Source organism: Anisomitus miae (SeqCode) (genome assembly GCF_054906395.1).
In genome coordinates, this window is sequence record NZ_JBRACL010000007.1 from 26,294 (window position 1) to 50,188 (window position 23,895).

A 23,895-nucleotide genomic window follows, 5' to 3' on the forward strand; every position below is an offset into this window, starting at 1 on the left:
CTAAACAACAAGCAAGAATTTACTAGGAGGAATACATGTCAAACAATAACAACTCTAGTATTGACTCACATTCAGATAAGAATAACGAAATTATCGCAAATGGTTCTAAGAATAATAACAAATTCAAAAAAGTACTTAAAATGTTTTTGATTTTTTTAGTATCCATTTTTTTAGTAGGTATTGTTACAGTTACAGGATTTGTTCTTGCCATAGTTAAGACTTCTCCTCCACTGAGTATAGAGGCAGTTAAGAACTTAGAGCAAGCATCTCAGTTATTTGATTCAAATGGAGATTTCATGGATGAGGTTTTAACAGCTGAAAAAAGATATGTTATATCGCTTGAAGAAATGCCTCTCAACTTACGTAATGCCTTCATAGCGATAGAAGATGAACGATTTTATGAACACTCCGGTATAGATGTGCAACGTATAATATCAGCAATCATAACTGACATTAAGAAGCTACTGAATAAGGAATCCGGTCTTCATGGAGCATCTACAATAACTCAACAGGTTATAAAAAATAACATACTTACCAATGAGATCTCTATAACAAGAAAAATTCGTGAAATATATCTTGCATTAGAGCTCGAAAAACAAATGGAAAAAGATGATATCCTTCAGGTTTATCTTAATACTATATTTGTTGGTGGTAATGCTTATGGAGTTGAAGCTGGAGCACTACAGTACTTCTCTAAAAATACTAGTGACTTAACTTTAACTCAATCTGCCTTTCTAGCTGGTTCTACTCAGCATCCTACAAGATATTATACAAGTGCATCAAATGTGGAAAGTAGCCAGTTTTATAAGAACAGAACTATCACCGTTTTAAGCAAAATGTTAGAGCTCGGTTATATAAATCAAGAAGAGTATGACTCTTCTGTAAACGAAATTAATAATGACCAAATAGGTTTCAACATTAAAAAGATAAATGACAGTTATAATTATGAATGGTTTTCACGACCTGTAGTAGAGGAATTAACTAGAGACTTAAAAGAAGTTTACGGGTATACTGACGAAGAAGTTAAATTACATCTAAGAAACGATGGACTAAAAATATACACCACCATGGATAAAGAGCTTCAAGATTATTCCCAAGATATTTTAAACAATGCAACAAATTATATTAATCTTGCCGAATGGACAGATGAAAATGGAATAAAACAACCTCAAATGTCATCTATCGTAATTGATTTTAAAACTGGTCATATAAAATCAATAATAGGTGGTAGAGGAGAACAAAGTGCTAACTCCTATAATCGTGCAGCATCAGATGATTTTTTACGTTCAATAGGATCTACTGCAAAGCCCCTTACTGCGTACACTCCTCTTATTGATTTAAAATTAGGTCATGCTGGTACAGGAATTGAAGATTCTCCCCTTTCTGAGGAGTTATCAAAGAAATATGGAAATTGGGAACCTAGCAATGAGGTAAAAGGAAATTTCATAGGATACACAAATGTTAGATATTCTTTGGAAAGATCAATAAACTTATCAGCTATAAAAGTTGTAGATACAGTTGGATTAGGAAAAGCACTTGAATACGGAGAAAAATTTGGTCTTCACTATAACAGCGATTCTAAAAATAGTATAGCTACGTTAGCTTTAGGTCAATTCAATAATGATCCTAAAGACTTAGACGGTGGAAATCCATTAATTTTAGCGTCTGCATATAGTACATTTGCTAACGGTGGTGTACTAGTAGAACCCATAACTTATACTCATGTGGTTGATAAAAACGGTAAAGTTATCCTGGAAAATGTTCCTGAAAAAACACAAATCGTTTCTCCAGAGACTGCATATATAATGTATGATTTGTTAAAAGGTCCTGTAGAACGGTATTCTTCCAAACCTGCAAAATTTAGCGATATACCTGTGGCTGGCAAAACAGGAACTACTGAAAATAATAAAGATCTTTGGTTTGCAGGTGTAACCCCTTATATGGCTGGTTCTATCTGGATAGGTGCTGATAAACCTACGGAATTAAAAGATAAATATGGGAATAAACCTTTTAGTGGCTCCACAGCAAGTGCACTTTTTGGTAAAATAATGGGCTATGCACATAAATCTTTACCTCCTGTAGATATTTCTAAACCTGATGATATAGTGTCTGCAAGTATATGTAGTGTTTCTGGGTTATTAGCTACGTCATATTGCCAATCAGATCCTAGGGGAAATAAAGTTTATACTGAGATTTTTGCAAAAGGGACAATTCCAACTCACAAATGCGATATTCATATACCAGTTACTATAAATTCACTAACTGGTGCTATAGCTACCGCAAATACTCCTAGTTATTTAAGAGAAACCAAAATTTATTTGAATCGGAAATATACTCCAAGCGTTTATTTAAGTGATCAAAAATATGTTGCTCCGAAAGTATATGATGATTCAACGTACGAACCAATTGAAGATGATATTGATAAAGATGAAACTGAACCTGATGAAGAATGGTTTGATAACAAAAATGATTCATCAAATAGTAATTCTAGTGGTAACGATGTTGCTGATACAAAACCAGATAATTCTAATATTCCAAATACTCCTAGTACGGTAGACCCTCCTAGTAATGATGAAGAAAATTCTAATGAAAATAAAGATAACATAGATAATAAAGATGATAATAACGATTCAAACAACAATACAAATGATGGAACTAATAATGATTATGACAGCTCTACTAATGAATCTGAATCTAGTGAACCAAAAGATGATAATACTAATATTGACGTACCTGTCTCGCCTCCCGAAAACAAAGATGATAAATCAGATAAGCCACCTACAGAAAATGAAAATGACAAACAAGAAGATTTAGATAGTGCCGATTTCAATTTTGGGTAATTTGAATAAATAGTAAAAAACGAAAAGTACGTTTAACTTGGGTTAAATGTACTTTTCATATCTCATAAAACTTTACAGAAATATTCTTCTTTAAATCGATTGTCGCTAAACTTATAGGTAATGAAAATCGTTTTGGACCAAAACTTCCTGGATTCAAAACTAATGTATTGGATACATACCTTCTCATTGGTTTGTGTGTATGTCCATGAATAACAATATCGTAATTAGTAATCTTATCTTCAATATCATTTATATCATGAACAACACAAATCTTTATGTGCCCATTCACAATTACCTCTTCAAAGTCAGCATAATTCGAAAATTTATCACTATAATCGTTATTTCCTCTTACAGCAATAACCTTAGACATACTCCTAAGATGTAAAATTATGTCCTCATTAACCATGTCTCCAGCATGTATAATTAAGTCACATCCCTTTAAAAATAAATTTATTTCATCACGTATAAGACCATGTGTATCGGAAATAACTCCAATTTTATTTATTTCTAATACTATTATAATTACCTCCAATTTAGTTAATCTATGCTTTCTTCCACCACTTTTTCATACCTTTCTTATTATCAAGCTTATTTCGCAAATAAGGTATATTTTCATCAAACTTAACCGCTCTCTCCTCGAGCATCTCAAGAGTTTTATAGTATCTAGTATCTTCCAAAAGTTGTTCCCTATCCTTCTCAAGTATAACCTGATTACTCTCAATAAGTGAAACTAATCTCTTTATTAAATTATCTTTTTCCTTAATCTGTTCAAGAAGTATACTTATTGCCTCTTCAGCTGTTGACTTATCAACCACACTATCTTTTATGTTCTGAATCTTATATATTATATCTTCACCTTTCATTTGATCCAAATCATCAGATACGTCTCGTTGATCATCATTTTCAATATCTTTAAATAAAATTTCACTTAAAATCTGAGAACCAACTTCGTTCAAATAAGTTTTCTTACCTTTATAAATTATATTTTCCTTCAATTTTTCGCTCGTTTTAATACTTGAATAAATTGCTTTTTCAGGTACATTATATTTTTGTGATAATTCTTTTATGGTATATAAAGTTTCCACCCGGTTCATTCCCCTTTTTCCCAATTTTTTCCATAGTCTATATGTGGTTCATTATATATCAACTCATAATAAATTTAAATATCAAAGTAAAATATTTACATTATTTTCACTAAATTTTAGGAATATTTTTACTCAAATTTAAAAGTTGATGCCTTCAATACATTACTAAGAAGATTCGTCACAGTCAACAAACCAATTCCTCCTGGAACAGTAGTAATCATGGAACATTTTTCTATACAATCTGAAAAATTAATATCCCCACACAATTTTCCATCTAAGTGATTAATTCCAACATCCAAAACTATCGCTCCATGTTTTATATACGAATTATTTAAAAACCTTGGTATACCCACACCAACAATTAAAATATCCGCACTAGATGATATCTTCGATAAATTATTTGTATAAGAATGACATACAGTAACTGTTGCATTATTGTTAATAAGTAAATGCATTAATGGCTTTCCAACCAAGTAACTTCTGTTTATTATCACTATATTTTTACCTGAAATCTCTATATCATTATATTTCAAAATCTCTATAATTCCTTGGGCTGTACATGGTATCAAACAATCTTCACCTGAATAAAGTTTAGCTTTGTTTATCATAGAGAATCCATCTACATCTTTTGTATACAAAATCGAATTACTTACTACTTTCGAATTAATGTGCCTAGGTAAAGGGAATTGAACCAATATGCCTGTCACACTATCATTTTTGTTTAATTTATCTATGAGAGATAATAATTCATCTTGTGTTGTTGCAATATCCAATTTAAAAAGTTCTGATTTAATATCACATCTTTCACAAGCCTTTACTTTGTTATTGATATAAGAGTTGCTTGTAATATCATTACCAAGTTGTATTATAGCCAACTTTAAATTCAGTGAATTTTCAATAACCATTTTCTTAATCTCAAGTTCTTTTTCATCTCTATACTTCTTGCAATTTATGATTTTATGATCATAATTCACCATCGCTGTTCACCCCTTAGATAATGATATATAAAATTTTTTTAAATTACAAGTTTAAAATGCTACGAAATCTTTTAAGTTTTTCTTACCATTTAAAATTAATTTACTTTCAATATCGCTAGAGTTTATTTTATCCAAAATTATTATATACTCTTTCTCATCAGTTCCAAAATTCATATTCTCATCTATCTTCTTTGCCTTTAACTTGAAATTTCTGTCCAGTATATTAACCAAATCACTACTACATTTACCAGAACCAAATATGTAAATATCTCTTTTACATATCTCATCATACAAAAATTTTATCTTTGAAATTAAAATTTCTTTATTATACTTTTCATCAAGTAGCTTTTGTTCGTGTACAAATCTAGAATTAACTCTGTTTAGATATAGCTTCTTGTCAATCATGCCAATGTTATTTTTTTGCTTTATAGCATTAAAAATAAAATCAATGTCTTCCGTTCTTTTAAAATCTCTGTTATATTCAATCGATTTGAACAAATTTGCTTTTCCAAAAAAGGTACCATGACAAATTTTATTTCCATTTAAAATTTTAATAGCTTGATTTTCTTTATCTACTTTAAAATTAAATATCTTTTCGCATAAAATTTGATCATCAACATTCTTATAATCAGTAATTTCAATATCTATGTAACTCCCAATCAAAGATATATCACTATTTTCCTTCATGTATTTCAATTGTGTTTCAATACGATTTTTGTAGGATACATCATCTCCATCCATCCTTGAGATATAATGCCCGCTAGAATATTTAATAAGGTCATGTACAGAACATGAAACTCCCTTATTGCATCTAGAGATAATTCTTACTCTTTTATCATTTAAGGCATAATTTTCCATAATGGAAAGCGACTTATCCTCGGAACCATCATCTAATAAAAGTAATTCTATATTCTCATAACTCTGATTCAATATGCTTTCTATAGATTCATTCAAATACTTTTCATTATTGTACACTGGCATTATTACCGAAACTAATTCTTTCATAGGAAAAAATACCACTCCTTTTATAAAATCATTCTCATTCGTTTAACATTATTATTATTTATCAATAAACTATTAATATACTTATAGTAAATATTTTTAAAAAGAGGTAACAATATGAAGATTGCAATGGATATACGAGGTGCATATTTGTATCATGGTACGGGAATAGGAACTTATACAAAAAATTTGATAAGCAATTTACTAAAAATAGATCATGAAAACTATTATGATTTATTTTATTGTGGAAAATATCCACGACAGTTTAATCAAAATAATACAAGATTACATCTAATATCTAGAAAACATAGTTCGTTCTTTGAACAAAAATATATACCGCACATACTAAACGAAAACAATATTGCAATTTTTCACGTGCCTCAAAATGGAATTGGGTATTCAAATTTAATTCCTTCAAATAAATTCAAATTTATTGTGACCTTACACGATTTAATTCCCTATGTACATCCTAACACCACTGGTAAATCTTATTTAAAAAAATTTTTAAAACAACTACCTTATATAATTGAAAACTGTTCATCAATAATAACTGTTTCTAATTATTCAAGAAATGAAATTATTAAATTCTTTTCAGTTGATCCCCAAAAAATATGCGTAACGCATCTTGCAGCAGACGAAAAATTTAAACCTATGAACAAATTTTTCTGTAAATCCTTCATAAAGCAAAAATATAACATAGATTCAAATTTTATTTTGTACGTAGGAGGATTCAGTAAACGCAAAAATATCTATAACTTAATTTTATCCTTTGAACATGCGTATAAAAATTTTAATAAAAATACAAAATTGGTATTGCTTGGTAATATTAAAAGTGGATTTAATGAACTTATAGACCTTGTATACAAAAAAAATCTTCAAAGTAATATTCTCTTTACCGGATTTATTCCCGAAGAAGAATTACCTATTTTTTATAACGCATCGTTATTTTTTGTATATATCTCCATTTATGAAGGTTTTGGTCTTCCTGTACTTGAAGCTATGAATTGTAAAAAAGCCGTACTAAGTTCTAATCAAACCTCCTTACCAGAAATTGTAGAAAATCATTCATACAGTGTTAATCCTTACGACATTTATGAAATTTCAAATGCTTTGTGTAGGCTTTGCAATGATAAAATTCTAAGAAATGAATTAGAGGAAAAAGGATACGAACAATCAAAGAAATTCTCATGGGAAAAATGTTCTCAATCAACTATCGATCTATACAGAAATCTTTTAAACTCATATTCTTAAAAAGCAAGATGCTCTATTAGACATCTTGCTTTTATCGTATTAAATATTTTTAATTGGTTATACTACGATTAAAAATTTGGATAAAGGAGTTCACTACACTATGAAATTCGTTAAAATTTTTTTCATTTTAACTCTCGTTCTAATTTCATTAAACTTTATTAAGACTCCCTCTTTAAATCACAATCAGGATAAAAAATACGTGTATTTAACATTCGACGATGGTCCAACTGCCAAAAATACACCAATGCTATTAGATGAATTGAAAAATCTAAATCTACCTGCTACGTTTTTCATTGTAGGCAAACTTGTAAATGAAAATCCCAAAGTCCTAGAAAGAATAATACAAGAAAATCATGCAATAGGGTTGCACACTATGTCGCATAATAAAAATGAGTGTTACTCGTCATATGATAATTTCATAAAAGAAAACCTCGAACTCAAAAATCTACTTAAAACTAAATTTAACATAGAAACAAATATCTTAAGATTCCCATTTGGATCACGTAATTCATATTTACGAATAACCAAATCATTTTTAGATAAACTCCATGAAAACAATTTCAAAATATACGACTGGCACATAGATACTCTAGATGCCCTTCATCCTGAAAACGATCCTTCCACAATCCTACAAATATGTAAAAATCAATTTCAAAAACGTTTCTCAGGTAATGACGATATTATTATCTTAATGCACACAAACACAAATAACATACACACTGTAAGATCTCTAAAATTAATAAAAGACTATTTTTTAAGCCTAGGTTATGAATTTTCTCTATTGACTGAATCTACAAAGGAAATTTATTATTCAAAGTAAAGATTTACAATAAAAAAGAAAGCTACGACAATAAAATCGAAGCTTTCTAAAAACATAGAGAAAATATAAAAATATGTATGGAGGCACCAGCGGGATTCGAACTCGCGAATAAAGGTTTTGCAGACCTCTGCCTTACCACTTGGCTATGGTGCCAAACGACCACAAAAGATAAAGATTATCCAAAGATAAATGGTGGCTAGAGCAGGAATCGAACCAGCGACACGAGGATTTTCAGTCCTCTGCTCTACCAACTGAGCTATCCAGCCACGATAAAGAAAATTGGCGACCCAGAAGGGGCTCGAACCCTCGACCTCTGGCGTGACAGGCCAGCACTCTAACCAACTGAGCTACTGGGCCAACTAACTAAATCGTAGTAACAACTACAACATAGATTATATTTATAAATAGATTAATTGTCAAGCATTTTTAAAAATTATTATATAAATTTCTTATATCTTCGTTATTAAAAACGTATTCTAGCTTACAATAATCACAAACTATAGTTTCTTGACGCTTATCATCTACAATTTTCTTAAGCTCATCTTTCCCTATACTGATCATAGCCCTTTCGACCTTTTCCCTAGAACAATCACATTTGTATCTTAAATCTTTTTCCTCAATTATCTTTAATCCCATATCATCAAACATGAAATTCAAAATATCATAAATGGTCTTTCCATTTTCTAAATTTGAAACTATACTTCCAAGATCTTCGAATCTATACGAAATAATATCTGATAATATTTCATCATGACCTGGCAACATTTGTACCATTATTCCCACAACATTTTTGATATTGAACCTATCATCTATATCAATACTCACATTAATTGATGTTGGAGTTTGTTCAGACATAGTATAATAATAGGACAAGTCATTACATATATCTCCACTATATATTGGAACATTCCCTGTATATGGATTTTTCAATCCCAAATCTTTTATAATAGTTAGAAATCCATCTCCAATTAAATCCTTTATTTTAAAAGTATCAACAAAAGCATTTGGATTTGATATGTATCCTTTTAGCGTTCCATCACCTCGAGTTACAGCACTCATATTATTAAGAGGACCATTACCTTTAAATTTTATAATTATAGAATCGGATTCTGTTTTATTTGTTGAAGAAATCATAGCCGAAGCTGTTATTAATCTTCCAAAAGCAATGGAAGTAATTTCATTTAAAGCATGTAATTTTTTAACTTGTTTACACAAATCTGTGGCGACGCATGAAATTATCCTTATAGTTTCGTTTTTAGCCATAGCTCTTATGATTTTATCTTTCATAAAAAATTCTCCTAATAAAAATATACTTTATTAATTCTACATGCTTTTTAAATTTTTTCAACATCATAAAAACAAAAAACATCTGCAATAAAACAGATGTTTAATATATTAATGAAAATCCATTAGGATCTGCATTCATTTGTCTTTCAACTAATGCCCTCTGATTTCCATCTAAACTATTGAGCTCCTCTTCCGTAACCTTTTTAAAAATTATGATTTTACCAGATCCACGCTCTACAATTTCATGATTACCATTTTCATCATATTTAAGTTTGCTTCCATCCGCCAAAGTTACAACTTCTCCTTGAGTATATATTTTTTCGGCTGATGAACTTCCAGATGAAACTTGTGGTCTTCTGCTTATTCTATCTGATTCACTTTTCTGAGTTTGATTTGTATTATTTTGGTTTGTACAAGACGTCATACTTAATCCCATAGCAGATACTAAAACGAGTGAAGACAAAATCTTAAAAATCTTATTTTTCATGTCCATATTCTCCTTAGTTTATATGTAAAAAATATAAAACTATCAAAACGTTAAGTTAAGATAGTTTTATTCTTTGAAATTTTAAAAATTTTATTCATTAAATTTTAGATTTAAAATTTATAAGTTTATTGTTTCTGATAACATCAACAGATACTTCATCATCAATATTTCTCTTTAATTCATTAATTTGATCAACTGAATCGATCTCAATTCCATTAAAACTAACTATTATATCCCCTGGAGATATGCCGATATTATATGCAATCGAATCTCTTTCTACCTCAACTATAAAAACACCTTTTGAAATACCAAATTTAACAGAAGCCTGCTCGTTAATATCAACACCCGAGATTCCAAGCATTATAACATATTCACTCAGTTCCTCAAGTTTAAGCTTAGCTAACTCTATCGGTATAGAAAATCCTATAGACTCAACTCCCTCAACACTAATTTTGGCTGTATTTATTCCTATAACTTCACCATTCATATTGAGCAATGGACCACCACTATTGCCTGGATTTATTGCAGCATCAGTTTGAATAAATGTAGATACGCCATTTCCAGTATCAATAGTTCTGGAAAGCCCACTTATTATTCCAATAGTAGCACTTCCACTAAAAGATAAATCAAGAGGACTGCCAATAGCAATCACCCAATCACCTACACGCATATCCTCAGAGTTACCCATATTCAAAACTGTACTACTTTCAAAACCAGGAGTTGTTATTTCAAGCAATGCAATATCATTGACCTGATCAGTATTAACCACTCTAGCATTAAGTTGTGTTCCATTATTTAAAATAACATTTACATTTGATGAATTCAAAACAACATGCTGATTTGTTAATATCTTAGTCGGACTAATAAAAAACCCTGTTCCTATTCCAGTAACCTGATTAACACCTCTGTATGAATTCACTATCGAATTAATACTAACAGTTACTACTCCAGAATTTACCATATCAATAACATCAGCAAATCCATTGTTACTAAATCTTACACTCTTGTCATAATTACTAGTTGGATTAATATTCTCAATCTTTAAACCACTACTCCCGGCCACATTAATGTTGTCATCAAATATTGTACATAAACCAAGTATGATCACAAATATCAAAATCATCACTAAACGAAAGCTTCCATGTTTAAATTTCATTTTCATCCCCTCAATTAATTTTTTATAATTTATAAGTTTAATTATTGACTAAACAAACTTTTATTATTTAATAGTTAATAAAAAAGGATAGATAAATTTGAAATTTATCTATCCTACATACTCATTTTTAAAATTTCTCTTACATCTTCTCTAAAAAGTTTTACATATTCTCCAACCGTGTCATATAAGACAAATGTATTTTCAACTAATTCATCCAGACTCTCTAATGATATATTTCTATCGCCAAGAGATGAAGGGGCACCTATCTCATCGAAGAATTGCCTAAATCTTTTGCTAACCTCATCACAAAACTGTAAAGTATCATCAAAGTCATCTCTCTTTAATTTAAATACTCTTTCGCCAAGTTTCACAATTTTACTAGGATTCTCTCTCGAAACATATTTGATCCAATTAGGAGTTAATATAGCCAATCCTTCACCATGTGGAATATCAAATATACCACTCACTGAATGTTCAATTTCATGAGTAGCCCAATCTCCTCCACCAATTGACAAATTCCCATTGAGAGCTATAAAAGAAGTGTACATCATAGCTTCTCTCAAATCAACATTTTCGAGATCATCTAAAAGTTTCGGAGTAATCTCCATCATATATTCAATTGACGACTCACAAAACCTATCTAGCAATTCTGAATTATCAGATAGGTTAAAGTATTGTTCCAAGAGGTGTGATATCGTATCTGCTATTCCATTAACTGTTTGATTTTTAGGAACAGTAACCGTATAAGTAGGATCCAATATTGAAAATACCGGAGATGTATATGGTCTATGAGCAAAACCCACCTTTTGTTTAGTAACATCATTAGTTATAACACTATTAGGATTCATTTCGGTTCCAGTAGCAGATAAAGTTAGAATTACACCCAATGGAACATTATCGGTAGGTTCAACTTTTTTCGTTATTATATCCCAAACGTCATTATCGCTTCTTGAACCAACGGATATGGCCTTTGATGCATCTATAACACTTCCTCCACCAATGGCAAGTATAAAATCTATGTTGTGTTTTTTACAAATTTGGATTCCTTCATTAACGCTAGATAGCTTAGGATTTGGTTCTATACCTGATAGTTCATAAATCTTACAGTTCAGATTTCTAAGTATTTCAATAACCTGATCATATAATCCAATTTTTTTGATACTCCCTCCACCATAAGTAACCAATACCTTAGAACTATCCTTAATCTCATATTTTAAATTTTCCAACTTATCAATACCAAAATACAATTTAGTTGGATTGTGTAAAACAAAATTCATTTTGCACCTCACAAAATATATATTTTAGACATTGAACCTAAAATTTATTACATCTCCATCTCTTACTACATAATCTTTACCTTCTAATCGATAGTATCCTCTCTCTTTAGCAATAGATTCACTACCACACTCAACGAACTTTTCAAAAGAAATTGTTTCAGCCCTTATAAATCCTCTTTCAATGTCAGAATGTATCTTACCAGCTGCCTGTGGTGCTTTAGTTCCATCAACTATTGTCCAAGCCCTTACTTCTTGTACACCAGCTGTCAAATAACTTATGAGTCCAAGCAGATTATAGCTTGATGTGATTAACTTGTCAAGACCTGACCCATTTAGGCTGTACTCCTTTAACAACTCTTGTTTTTCATTTTCCTCAAGATAGGACAATTCTTCCTCGAACTTTGCACACAACACAACGACCTCTGAGTTTTCTTCTAAGGCAAATTTTTTAACTGATTCAATAAAATTATTTGTTTTATTTGAAATAAAGTCATCTTCTAAAACATTACAAACATACAAAGTTTTTTTACTAGTGATCAAAAAATACTTTTTGATCACTGCAAATTCCTCCTTGCTTAACTCCATATTTCTAACCATTTTACCTTCTTCTAATTGTTTCTTCACTTTTTCGAGGACTTCAAATTCTAATTTAGCATGTTTATCTCCGGAACGATAAAGCTTCCCCACCTTATCAATCCTTCTACTGACAATTTCCAAATCTGAAAATACTAATTCTAAATTTATAGTTTCAATATCACTTAAAGGGTCAACGACTCCATCAACATGGACCACATTTTCATCTTCAAAACATCTAACAATATGCACTATGGCATCTACCTCTCTTATGTTAGATAAAAATTTATTACCCAGCCCTTCTCCATTGCTTGCCCCTCTCACTAGACCAGCGATATCGTAAAATTCAATGGATGCATAAACTTTCTTCTTTGAGTTATATATTCTTTCTAAATCATCTAGTCTTTTATCTGGAACTGATACTACACCAATATTTGGTTCTATAGTACAAAAAGGATAATTTGCTGACTCTACACCAGCTTTTGTTATAGCGTTAAATAATGTACTTTTACCAACATTAGGTAGACCAACTATCCCTAATTTCATATTAGAAACCACCTTTCCCAAAAAATACTGAGCAAAACATATATTTACACTCATTTATAACGTTAAATAGATACATAATAAAATTAAAATATTCTAAAATTATATATAAAGGGGAAATATTATTGAACAAGAAATTTTTTTTGTATTCTCTTTTGTTTACTAATCTAATATCATCAACTTTTATATCAAATGAATCTGCTACTAAAACTTGTGTATCAGCATGTTCAATTCGAGAAACAAGTACTCAAGAAATTGATTGGTATATAGTACCAAATAGAAACAATCTAGCACCCGAACCAAATAACATTGCAATATCCATGTTCAAAAACTATAACGCCTACTACATAGGGGATACTGAAAAAAAAGCATTATATTTAACATTTGATGAAGGGTATGAAAATGGGTATTCTTCACAAATATTAGACACCTTAAAGAAGCACAATGTACCCGCTGCATTCTTTGTAGTAAAACCTTATATAAAAACAAACAAAAACTTAATACTAAGAATGGTAAATGAAGGACATTTAGTATGCAACCATTCCTCATCTCATCCATCAATGGCTAAAGCCGCTAGTAGTGGTAAATTTGATAAAGAATTTAAAGAAGTTGAGGAAGAGTTTAAAAAAGTAACAAATCAAGATATGCCAAAATATTTTAGGCCACCAATGGGAAAATTTAGCGAACAATCCTTAAAACTTACTAATGATTTAGGATATAAAAGTATATTTTGGAGTTTTGCTTATAAAGACTTTGATATAAAAAATCAACCATCTAGAGAAAAAGCAATAGATACAATTTTAAGCAGAATTCATAATGGATCGATAATCCTTCTACACGCAGTTTCAAAAACTAATGCAGAAATACTTGATTATATTTTATCAACTTTAAAGTCTCAAGGATATGAGTTTAGATCCTTAACAGATTTTTAAAACATTGTCATTTTTAACGTATCCCATTATCATCCAAAATATAATACTAATCAAACTTGGAGCATAAATCAAAACAGATTCGAACATTCCAATAAACAAAAAACTCAAAACTGCTGAATATAAAATTATGTAATTATAATCGTTTATTTTTTTACGCAAAATATTGTACGTTTTAAAAACATACACTATCATAAATACAGAAACTATGCTAAAACCAACCAACCCATACGACAAAAATATATCGAGAAACGTATTATGGGTTCCTCCTTCCTTAGCTCCTGATAAAAATCTTATAGTACTATTGATTAACACATTTATCGAATTTGTTTTAGAATACCCAAACAAATATCTATTCTTAATAACATGAAAAACCTGATCCCATATTTCATACCTACCATTTAACAAAAATATTAAAAGATTCCTATTAAAAATAGCCAAATAGAGCGAAAGTATCATAAATATAATCACGAATCCAATAATTATCGATTTTTTTCTAAAAATAATAGAGGTAAGTAGAAAACAAAAAAACAAAAAGGCAATAACAGCACTACGAGCATTTACTAAAAATAGCATTATCACAGATAATATAATATTAATTACAGCTATTTGTTTAAATATCATAGCATTATAATAGCTCAAAAAAATAAAAGAAAACACTATTCCAATAAAACATATTATGCCAAGTATATTTTCGTTATCATATATTCCTGTAAACGATCCATTGTAATGTATTCCATATACTTTATTCAATACAAGCCTAATCCTAAATATGTAAATAATTACATTAAATATATGTGATACAAAGCATATAAATAATATCATAAACGAAAGTATCTTAAGTTTTGTACATGAGTCTCTATTAAACACATTGAAAAAAATAAAAAATTGGAATAATCCAAGCAATATAAATTTCATTTCATTTACATATTCTACTAAAGTATAAGAATTCAGATACATTGTAATAACTGTTGACATGATAAATATAATAAATAATATAGTATATAAATCTACTTTGTATTGATTCTTAGTTACATCATAAATAAATATTCCTATAAAGACAAGATAAAACAAGTAATTAAGTATACTTACTAATAACACTAGTTCTCCAAATACACTAACATAAGAAAAATTGAAAGCTAAATACATTAATACTACATAAAATTTAAACATATCAAGACTTAATTTTTTACCAAACATATTTATACCATTTTTAAATCCTAGTTTTATATTGCCAAACAATCTCTATACACGTCCTTTAATCTAGCTATAATAACCTGTTTTTCAAATTTCTCTAAAAAATAATCTCTAATACACCTACTATCATATTTTTCAATGTTATTAATCATAAATTCCATGGAGTTTGATACTTCAATACAATTATATTTATCGACTAAAACACCAACTTTTTCATCTATAATATCTTCTACTCCACCATTTTTAACACTGATAATAGGTTTACCACAAGCAAGTGCCTCTATATACACTACTCCGAAAGTTTCATAGCAAGAGGCTAATATAAAGGAATCACATTTATTCATTCTTAAAACAACTTCTTGTCTACTTAATAAACCTAAAAACTTAACATTATTATCTAATTTTTTATAACTCACCATTTTTCTTAATTTTTCATTAAGATACCCGTCTCCACCGATTTCTAATATAAAGTCATATCCTTTACTTACTAAGATTTCACATGCACCTATTAATAATTCAAATCCCTTTCCATCCACCAAAAATCCCAATGAAAAAAATGTAAATTTAATTTTATCATTTTGATTTAACTTCACATTAAATACAGTACCATCTATGAAATTGTGCAAGACTATTACATCTCTACTAGTCATCTTACAAATCTCATTTTTTAAAGAAGAACTTACACTTATCAAAACATCTGCATCTTCATATGCACGATTTATGTACTTGATATAGCTCTTTTTCATTTTTTTGGAATTATTCATACTTGTGTGTTCAGTAATGATACACGGAACATTAAACACATTTTTTATGTACGGTACAGCTACACCAGCCCAAAAACATGAATGAAAATGTATTATATCTATTCTTCCTTTTTCAATAATTACTTTGTTAAGCAGTTTCTCTATTCTTTTTTGAAATAATAAAAATCTTTTATGATAATGCAACAAATAATTAAAATCTGTATATCTATAAGTATCTAAGCCATCATCCAAGCTATATTCAATCCTACTATTAAAAATATTTATGAATTTTTTATATCGATAAATAGGTAAAATCTCATTATAACACACTGTAATGTCAATTCCAGATTCTTTTAAAGCCAATGCTTGCTCTTTAAAAAAGCTTCCTAAAACAATATTTTCATCACTTGAATACCAAGACGGAACTACAACAACATGCACACCAACACCTCATAGAATTTAATTACAAAAAACCTTCTTTATTTTATTCAGTATATCATTATTATCAAAACTATTCCTTTCAAAATTTTTCTTAGGATCATGAACATTATTTACAAATTCTACCAACGTTTTACTGATACTAATCCAATTATTTAAAGTACATATTATACCATCAACATTTTTTATCAATTTATAAAAAGGATCATCATAACTTTCTAGGATGACCAATATGTACGCATTCGTAGCCATATAATCATAAATTTTAGCAGGTATTTGACTAAACTCTTTATTCCCAAAAATCAAAAGTACATCAGCATGAATCATAAAATTAATGATCTTAAGATAAGAAATTCTATTTTTAAAATTTATATAAGGGCTCTTTTCAACTAATTCGAGTTGAAAATCATCTTTTATATTTCCATAAAAATTTATATTAAGTCTCGAAAACATATCAATATTATTTTTAGCAACATAATTCAACGCTTCAACAAACTTAGTTATATCTCTTACACCTTTCACAATATCTCCAGCATACAAAAAATTTATCTTATCTTTCATAAATTCAATTGGATAATCTCTTTTAAATTTATTTATAAATGTCTTACTTAAATTTCTATGTACCAAGCTAACATTATTGAATTTAATATTATATTTATTTACAAAATAATTAAGATTGCTCTCTGTAACAAATAAAAATCCATTACTTACATTTACTACTGATCTTTCGATAACACTATTTATCTTTCTCACTATAAAATTTTTAGATCTTCGATTTAGTTCATTACAATATGGATCACTAAAATACGAAACTAACCTAATATCCTCCGATCTGCTATCAACAAATTTCTTAATTCTATGACCACAAATCAAACTAGATGGAGGTTCATGCATACTCAATATGACATCAAATTTTAAATCATATAAACTCTTTTTGAAATATTTGTACGCTTTATGACTCCATCCTAAGTATGGATCAATTATGTTGAATATATTCTTCAATTTTATTAATGAAGAGTTTAATTTTTTAATATTTTTATTACTCTTACTATTTATAGAATTCTTAGGAATCATTTTATTTAAGATAAATCCACCTTTAACTCTGTGTACCACAACACCTTTATGTAAAAGCCCAGAAACATTTGTATCATAGTAAATGCTGTGTTTAGGAAAATCCATAGTCAAAAGATGAACTTTAAATTCTCCACTTTCGGCCAATAAATTTAAATAATAAATCAACTCTATACTAGCAGAATTATTTATATCAACCGAATAACATGAAACAACCAAAATGCTAAACATTCAAATCTTTTCCTTAAAGTGATAATTCATACTTTTTAACATAAACTTAGGTATGCTTGATAATCTCTTTATTCTAAATGGTTCATTCCAAACCCTATAAAGCCATTCTAACCCAAAATTGATCATAACTTTAGGTGCTCTTTTAAGTTTTCCAGAATATAAATCAAAACTACCTCCAACTCCCATAAATATTTTACAATCCAAATCTTTCATACACCTACTTATAAAAATATCTTGTTTTGGACTACCCATAGCTACGAACAAAACACTCGATTTGCTATTTTTAATATCTTCCACTACTTCATTGATCTCTCCATTGCTGAAGTATCCATCTCTAAACCCTTTAATTTGTAAATTACCATACATTATTTTAATATTTTTAATTGCAAGTTCTAAATTTTCACTTGTTGCACCAAGAAAATAGACTCCTAATCCTAACTTGCTTAGAATCCTAAGTATCTCTTCCATTACCTCAACACCTGATATTTTCTCTATAGCACATCTTTTAAACAATTTCATCATCATCACAACGCCTATTCCATCAGGTATTATCAAATTATCCTCTCTTTTGAAAAACTTATCTAATTCATCATTATTAATTCCATTCAGTAAAACCTCTGGATTACCAGAAATTATGTTCAATTTATCTAATCCCGACTCTCCAAGTAAATGATTCTCTATCTTAAAAGTTAAGTCTTCCTTATTTCCAGAATATATTTTATATCCCATTAAATTTGAATACATACATCACCTTACTTTCGAGATTAAGTGCTCCAATTCTTCCAAAATACCATCACTAGGATTTATTTTTTTAGCCTTTTCAAAATATTCGTTCATTTTCTCTATTTTTCCGAGTTTTAAATAACACATCACAATATTTGTGCATACCTCTATCGCATTAGTCACTTTAAAAACGGTTTCAAAGTAACTAACAGCCTTCTCAAACATGTTCAACCCAGCATAACTTAATCCAATTTCATTAACTACCTCAACAATATCTGTATCTATCTCTCTAGAACATTCCAGATAATAAATAGCTTGCTCATACATCTCTAATTTTCTATGAGCCACAGCAATATAATAATAAATTAACGGATCATTTTTGAACACATCTACCAACGGTATTAATTTTCTTAAAGCTTCAGTAGGACTAAAGTATATCTTCTCTTTACCATCTTCATAATCTATATATCCTAACAACTGTCTTTTATAATTCTCAATTTCACTATCTTGTGAACCCTTATGCTTCTTTATATACATCTCTAAGCTACTAAGAGCAGCAACATAATTACCATCATCTCTATACATCATCGATTTATAAAGATAACCTTTATGAAAATCAATGTACTCTTTAATAGAATTTTCAATCTCTATTTCTAACTCTGTCTTCAAAAAATCACTCTTATCTTTCAAATTAAATAAAACAACTATTAATTTCTCCTTGTACTCTTTGTTAAAATATATTTTTGAAAGACCTTTAAGCATTATGTATGCATCGAATAAATCATCTTTTTGTATAAGAGAATATATATATCCTTTATAAAATTCCTGACTACTATCAAAACTCAAAATTATATTTTCATAGTAATCATTGTATACGAATTCATTATTACCACCAATACATAGGAGCATCCCTATAAAAAATTTATCCATAGTAAGATCCAAAGCATTTACATTATTTTTATCTGATACAGAACTTAGATCTACAGGAAAAAGAATATCTTTTCCCTTAAGATCACTGTATAAACCTTCATTTATTTTGTTTAATGCCGTTAAATCCTTTAATTCTATAAATATTAATTTCGATAACCTATCACTTAAACTATAACTCATAAGTTCTCCTAGTCAATCATGCATTTTTCAATTAGTTTTAAAACATTACTCTTAAGATTACTTATATTAGTTCTCATACCATCCTTAGTATACGATTTAGCAAACATATATATTTTCATCTTAGGTTCAGTTCCAGATGGTCTTACAACAAACCAACTTCCATCATCGAATAAAACTTTTAAAACATTTGACGTTGGCAAATTTATTTCAAATGTTTGGTTATTTAAAAAATCATATTCAACACCTATCTTATAATCTTGAAACTTCCAAGTTACTTTTCCATCAATCAAATTTCTCATTTCTATTTTCCTAAGTGATTCTAAACACTTAGCTATTTTCTCTTGCCCTAATTTACCTTCAAGGTCTATGGATATAAGCTCATCAGAAAAAAATCCATATTTTTTATACAAATCATCTAATGCACAATTTAAAGTTTTATCATGTTTTTTGTAATATAATGCCATCTCACATATAACACTGATAGCCATAACGGCATCTTTATCTCTTACAAATGTCCCTATTAAATATCCATAACTTTCTTCAAAACCAAAAACATATTCGTAGTTATTACTTTCTTCAAATTCCTTTATCTTTTCAGCTATATACTTAAAGCCAGTTAGAACATCTAAAACTTCAACATTATAATTATCACAAATATCCTTTACAATATCAGTACTTACAATAGTTTTTAATATCGCAGAATTACTTTTTATTTTACCAAATTCACTAAGTGACATAAGCATATACTCACACAAAAGACTTCCAACTTGATTTCCAGTTAAAAATTTATACTCTCCAATTTTATCCCTAACCACAACTCCAACTCTATCACAATCCGGATCAGTTGCAAAAACTATATCAGCATCTAATTGCTTAGCATATTTAAGCGAAATATCAAACACATCCACCAACTCAGGATTTGGATAATTAACAGTAGGAAAGTCTCCATCTGGAATCATTTGTTCTTCAACAACCTTTAAGTCCTTATACCCACATTCATTTAATATCCTTGTAACAGGAATATATCCACTCCCATGTAACGGAGTATATACTATTTTTAACTCTCCTGAACATTCATCTATTAATTCTTTTCTTATAGCATGATTTTTTATTTTCTCAATATAACTAGTTTCTAATGAATCCGACACGTATACAACCTTTCCTACGCTAAAGGCATGTTCTTCATTCAACATTTCAATATCGCTAAACACATCAATACCATATATGTAAGAATAAACTTCCTTGGCCAAAACGTCCGTCAATTGTCCTCCATCTTCACCATATATTTTGTAACCATTGTACTCCTTCGGATTATGAGAAGCAGTAATTACAATCCCTCCATTGCATTTTAGTTCCCTAACTGCAAAGGAAAGCATAGGTGTAGGTGTTAACTTTCTGTATAAATAGACTTTTATGTTATTTGCTGCCAATATAAGTGCAGCCCTTTTTGCAAATTCATTAGAGTTATTCCTAGAGTCAAATGCAATAACAACACTGATTTCTTCTCCTTTAAATTTGTGATTTAAAAAATCCGCATACCCTTTAGTTACTTTGCCGATAGTATAAATATTTATCCTGTTTGTCCCAGATCCCATTTTCCCTCTAAGTCCACCAGTACCAAATTCTAATTCTTTATAAAATCTATCCTCAAGCTCAGTTTCATCTAAGTTATAAATTTCACTCTTATACACCTCAGCTATATTTTTAGAAGACAACCATTTACGTACCAAATCCTTGTACATGACACACTCCATAAATAAAATAATTCTACAAGAATTATACTATAAAATATAAATAAAACAGTACAAATATTTTTTAATTTGTACTGTTAACAAACTAGCTAATATTAGGATCATCCTTTTGAGTATCTTCAATAGACTGTTCAGTAACATTCTTAGTAAAATTTATCGAGGCTACTACTGACTCTAAGCTATCAAGTATAGTCAGCTCATCTCCTATTTCCATATCAGATATTCTAACAGCATGCCCTAACATCTGTTCATTAATGACCAAATCTATATGGTCTGGAATCTTACTCGATTTGCATCTAACCTTTATACTACTTTTCTCTTTCTGTATAACCGCTCCGTTCTTTGAAGCAATAAACTCATTTACATAATTGACTGGCACATCAGCATTTATAATTTTGTCACCATCAAAACACTCTAAATCTATGTGCAAAATTCTATTATTAACATAATTCTTTTGTATATCTTTCACTATAGCGTTATACATTTTGCCTTCAACGTTTATCTCAATTATGTTATGGTTGCCACCATTTGACATCAAAGTCTTAACCTCTTTTTCATCTAAAACTATCCTTGTTGGTGAAACATCCACTCCATAAATGTTCCCTATCACTTTTCCTTCTCTTCTTAGTCTTTTAATTGATCCCTTAGTCACTTCCCTATTTATAGTAGCATTTATCATCAATTATCAACTCCTTGTTTGTATTATCACACTTTTGAATATTTCCTATACACTTTTTTACACCTAAGGATTTAAAACATTGTGCAAATCGAATTTTATAGTTATCATATAAAATTGAATGGTAGAAATATTTTGGAAAGGATGTTGTACTCTTGTATAAATTAGATCAAACCAAAGTACCCATATTTGAATCCCTACTGAATTACGTAGATAATTCAACAGTTCCTTTTCACGTGCCTGGACACAAAAAAGGGATAGGCATTCCCGAAGAATTTAAAAACTTCATCGGTAAAAACGCTTTTATGATAGACGTAACTGTATTTAAATCAGTTGACAGTTTACACAATCCCGTTTCATCAATAAGAGATGCTGAAAGATTGGCTGCAGATGCTTACAATGCTGATCATACCCTTTTTTGCATAAATGGTACGACAGTTGCAATTCAAGCGATGATAATGTCGGTTGTATCGGAAGGAGATAAAATTTTAATACCGAGGAACGTACACAAATCTATAACTGCTGGAATAATTCTAAGCGGAGCAACACCAATTTATATGGAACCCGAAATAGACGAATTTTTATCTATATCTCATGGAGTTTCTTTAGAGACAGTTAGAAAATCTTTAAAGTATAATCCAGATGTAAAAGCTGTGCTTATAATAAATCCGACATATTACGGAGTGACCACAGATATTAAAAATATTTCAACTTTGGTCCACTCATATGACATACCTCTACTTGTAGACGAGGCTCATGGACCTCATCTTATTTTCAATGAAAAATTACCAATATGTGCGATGGATGCCGATGCTGATATCTGTGCACAGAGCACTCACAAAATAACAAGTTCTCTCACACAAGGATCATTGCTTCACGTAAAATCAAAATATATAAATCCTAACAAAGTAAGACAAGTTTTAAATTTACTTCAAACAACTTCTCCATCTTATATAATTTTGGCATCTCTTGATTGTACAAGAAGACAACTTGCATTAAATGGAAAAGAATTAATAGAAAAATCAATTGAATTATCAAATTATGCAAGAAATGAAATAAACAAAATAGATTCTTTATATTGTTTCGGAGAAGAATTAGAAAATGGAAATGGTTTCTTTGACTTTGACCCTACAAAGCTTACTATCAATTGCAGAAAACTAGGACTTACAGGATATGAATTGGATAACATTTTATCAACAAGATATCACATACAATTGGAAATGTCAGATACCTATAATGGACTCGCTGTGGGATCATTTGGAGATACAAAGGAGAGTATAGACGCTTTAGTAAGAGCATTGAAAGATATACATAAAAATACTCTTCCTAAAGATATAAATAACTTTTCAATGAATCTTCCAAAAATCCCAAAACAGATTTTGAATCCACGTCAAGCATTTCAGGCAAACAAACGCTTGGTTCCGGTGGATCAAAGCATAAACAAAATAAGTGGAGAGTTTTTACTAACTTACCCTCCAGGTATTCCTATTTTATGTCCTGGAGAAATAATAACTTCAGAGATAATAGAGTATGTAAAATATATAAAGTCATTAGGTTTATTCATACAAGGTACAGAAGATCCATCAATTAAAAATATTAAAATTCTTGAATAAAAAAATCAAAGAGTCACAGATAATAAAACTGTGACTCACTTCTTTCACAATATATAACACTTAATCACTCACCCAATAAAATCATTAAACAATAACTCAAAATCTAACTTAACAA

21 protein-coding genes and 3 tRNA genes are annotated in these 23,895 nt (G+C 29.4%); 5 read left to right on the forward strand and 19 right to left on the reverse strand.

Annotated elements, in window-relative coordinates; all coding sequences use genetic code 11:
* The first annotated feature begins 35 nt into the window (after positions 1 to 35).
* Positions 36 to 2,840, forward strand: a complete 2,805-nt coding sequence (locus tag AALI31_RS04815; protein ID WP_489885406.1) for a transglycosylase domain-containing protein — start codon at positions 36 to 38, stop codon at positions 2,838 to 2,840.
* A gap of 55 nt (positions 2,841 to 2,895) precedes the next feature.
* Here AALI31_RS04815 and AALI31_RS04820 read toward each other — a convergent pair whose 3' ends face one another.
* The 4 genes from AALI31_RS04820 to AALI31_RS04835 form a co-directional block, all read right to left on the reverse strand.
* Positions 2,896 to 3,372, reverse strand: a complete 477-nt coding sequence (locus tag AALI31_RS04820) for a YfcE family phosphodiesterase (RefSeq protein ID WP_489885407.1) — start codon at positions 3,370 to 3,372, stop codon at positions 2,896 to 2,898.
* 10 nt (positions 3,373 to 3,382) lie between these two features.
* Positions 3,383 to 3,934, reverse strand: a complete 552-nt coding sequence (locus AALI31_RS04825; RefSeq protein ID WP_489885408.1) for a hypothetical protein — start codon at positions 3,932 to 3,934, stop codon at positions 3,383 to 3,385.
* A gap of 119 nt (positions 3,935 to 4,053) precedes the next feature.
* A complete protein-coding gene (locus AALI31_RS04830) occupies positions 4,054 to 4,902 on the reverse strand; it encodes a bifunctional 5,10-methylenetetrahydrofolate dehydrogenase/5,10-methenyltetrahydrofolate cyclohydrolase (RefSeq protein ID WP_489885409.1) in 849 nt (282 codons plus the stop codon).
* Positions 4,903 to 4,953: 51 nt separating this feature from the next.
* The gene (locus tag AALI31_RS04835) at positions 4,954 to 5,907 is read right to left on the reverse strand and encodes a glycosyltransferase family 2 protein (protein WP_489885410.1); all 954 of its coding nucleotides are present in this window, start codon (positions 5,905 to 5,907) and stop codon (positions 4,954 to 4,956) included.
* A gap of 114 nt (positions 5,908 to 6,021) precedes the next feature.
* Here AALI31_RS04835 and AALI31_RS04840 point away from each other — a divergent pair, with 114 nt between their 5' ends.
* Entirely contained in the window at positions 6,022 to 7,155 is a 1,134-nt protein-coding gene (locus tag AALI31_RS04840; RefSeq protein WP_489885411.1) for a glycosyltransferase family 4 protein, read from the forward strand.
* 100 nt (positions 7,156 to 7,255) lie between these two features.
* Complete coding sequence (locus AALI31_RS04845) at positions 7,256 to 7,975, forward strand: polysaccharide deacetylase family protein (protein ID WP_489885412.1); 720 nt, start codon at positions 7,256 to 7,258, stop codon at positions 7,973 to 7,975.
* A 78-nt stretch (positions 7,976 to 8,053) separates the two neighbouring features.
* Here AALI31_RS04845 and AALI31_RS04850 read toward each other — a convergent pair.
* From AALI31_RS04850 to ychF, 8 genes are all read right to left on the reverse strand, one after another.
* Positions 8,054 to 8,128 (reverse strand) — tRNA-Cys (locus AALI31_RS04850).
* A 37-nt stretch (positions 8,129 to 8,165) separates the two neighbouring features.
* Positions 8,166 to 8,241 (reverse strand) — tRNA-Phe (locus AALI31_RS04855).
* A 14-nt stretch (positions 8,242 to 8,255) separates the two neighbouring features.
* Positions 8,256 to 8,332 (reverse strand) — tRNA-Asp (locus AALI31_RS04860).
* A 69-nt stretch (positions 8,333 to 8,401) separates the two neighbouring features.
* Positions 8,402 to 9,262 (reverse strand): Hsp33 family molecular chaperone HslO, encoded by an 861-nt coding sequence (gene hslO, locus AALI31_RS04865; protein ID WP_489885413.1) that lies wholly within the window; start codon positions 9,260 to 9,262, stop codon positions 8,402 to 8,404.
* 100 nt (positions 9,263 to 9,362) lie between these two features.
* The gene (locus tag AALI31_RS04870) at positions 9,363 to 9,749 is read right to left on the reverse strand and encodes a hypothetical protein (RefSeq protein ID WP_489885414.1); all 387 of its coding nucleotides are present in this window, start codon (positions 9,747 to 9,749) and stop codon (positions 9,363 to 9,365) included.
* A gap of 97 nt (positions 9,750 to 9,846) precedes the next feature.
* Positions 9,847 to 10,905: a S1C family serine protease gene (locus tag AALI31_RS04875; RefSeq protein WP_489885415.1), complete on the reverse strand. Its 1,059-nt coding sequence runs from the start codon at positions 10,903 to 10,905 to the stop codon at positions 9,847 to 9,849.
* Positions 10,906 to 11,018: 113 nt separating this feature from the next.
* The gene (locus AALI31_RS04880; RefSeq protein ID WP_489885416.1) at positions 11,019 to 12,182 is read right to left on the reverse strand and encodes an iron-containing alcohol dehydrogenase; all 1,164 of its coding nucleotides are present in this window, start codon (positions 12,180 to 12,182) and stop codon (positions 11,019 to 11,021) included.
* 24 nt (positions 12,183 to 12,206) lie between these two features.
* Positions 12,207 to 13,301 carry a redox-regulated ATPase YchF gene (ychF, locus tag AALI31_RS04885; RefSeq protein ID WP_489885417.1) on the reverse strand — a complete coding sequence of 365 codons (1,095 nt, stop codon included), beginning with the start codon at positions 13,299 to 13,301 and terminating at the stop codon, positions 12,207 to 12,209.
* 122 nt (positions 13,302 to 13,423) lie between these two features.
* Between ychF and pdaA the strand changes: the two genes are divergently transcribed.
* Positions 13,424 to 14,230, forward strand: a complete 807-nt coding sequence (pdaA, locus tag AALI31_RS04890; protein WP_489885418.1) for a delta-lactam-biosynthetic de-N-acetylase — start codon at positions 13,424 to 13,426, stop codon at positions 14,228 to 14,230.
* On the opposite strand, the gene AALI31_RS04895 is transcribed toward pdaA, so the two are convergent.
* From AALI31_RS04895 to AALI31_RS04925, 7 genes are all read right to left on the reverse strand, one after another.
* Complete coding sequence (locus AALI31_RS04895; protein WP_489885419.1) at positions 14,216 to 15,469, reverse strand: O-antigen ligase family protein; 1,254 nt, start codon at positions 15,467 to 15,469, stop codon at positions 14,216 to 14,218. The genes pdaA and AALI31_RS04895 overlap by 15 nt on opposite strands.
* Positions 15,454 to 16,608 carry a glycosyltransferase gene (locus AALI31_RS04900; protein ID WP_489885420.1) on the reverse strand — a complete coding sequence of 385 codons (1,155 nt, stop codon included), beginning with the start codon at positions 16,606 to 16,608 and terminating at the stop codon, positions 15,454 to 15,456. Before AALI31_RS04900 ends, AALI31_RS04895 begins: the two co-directional genes overlap by 16 nt.
* Before the next feature lie 18 nt (positions 16,609 to 16,626).
* The gene (locus AALI31_RS04905) at positions 16,627 to 17,907 is read right to left on the reverse strand and encodes a glycosyltransferase family protein (RefSeq protein WP_489885421.1); all 1,281 of its coding nucleotides are present in this window, start codon (positions 17,905 to 17,907) and stop codon (positions 16,627 to 16,629) included.
* Positions 17,908 to 18,651: a WecB/TagA/CpsF family glycosyltransferase gene (locus AALI31_RS04910; protein WP_489885422.1), complete on the reverse strand. Its 744-nt coding sequence runs from the start codon at positions 18,649 to 18,651 to the stop codon at positions 17,908 to 17,910.
* 3 nt (positions 18,652 to 18,654) lie between these two features.
* Positions 18,655 to 19,740, reverse strand: coding sequence for a tetratricopeptide repeat protein (locus AALI31_RS04915; protein ID WP_489885423.1), 1,086 nt, complete (start codon positions 19,738 to 19,740; stop codon positions 18,655 to 18,657).
* A gap of 8 nt (positions 19,741 to 19,748) precedes the next feature.
* On the reverse strand, positions 19,749 to 21,482 hold the full coding sequence (locus AALI31_RS04920) for a phospho-sugar mutase (RefSeq protein ID WP_489885424.1): 1,734 nt from the start codon (positions 21,480 to 21,482) through the stop codon (positions 19,749 to 19,751).
* Between the two features lie 94 nt (positions 21,483 to 21,576).
* A complete protein-coding gene (locus AALI31_RS04925; protein ID WP_489885551.1) occupies positions 21,577 to 22,170 on the reverse strand; it encodes a 50S ribosomal protein L25 in 594 nt (197 codons plus the stop codon).
* A 152-nt stretch (positions 22,171 to 22,322) separates the two neighbouring features.
* On the opposite strand from AALI31_RS04925, the gene AALI31_RS04930 reads away from it, so the two are divergent.
* Complete coding sequence (locus AALI31_RS04930) at positions 22,323 to 23,780, forward strand: aminotransferase class I/II-fold pyridoxal phosphate-dependent enzyme (RefSeq protein WP_489885425.1); 1,458 nt, start codon at positions 22,323 to 22,325, stop codon at positions 23,778 to 23,780.
* Positions 23,781 to 23,895: the final 115 nt, after the last annotated feature.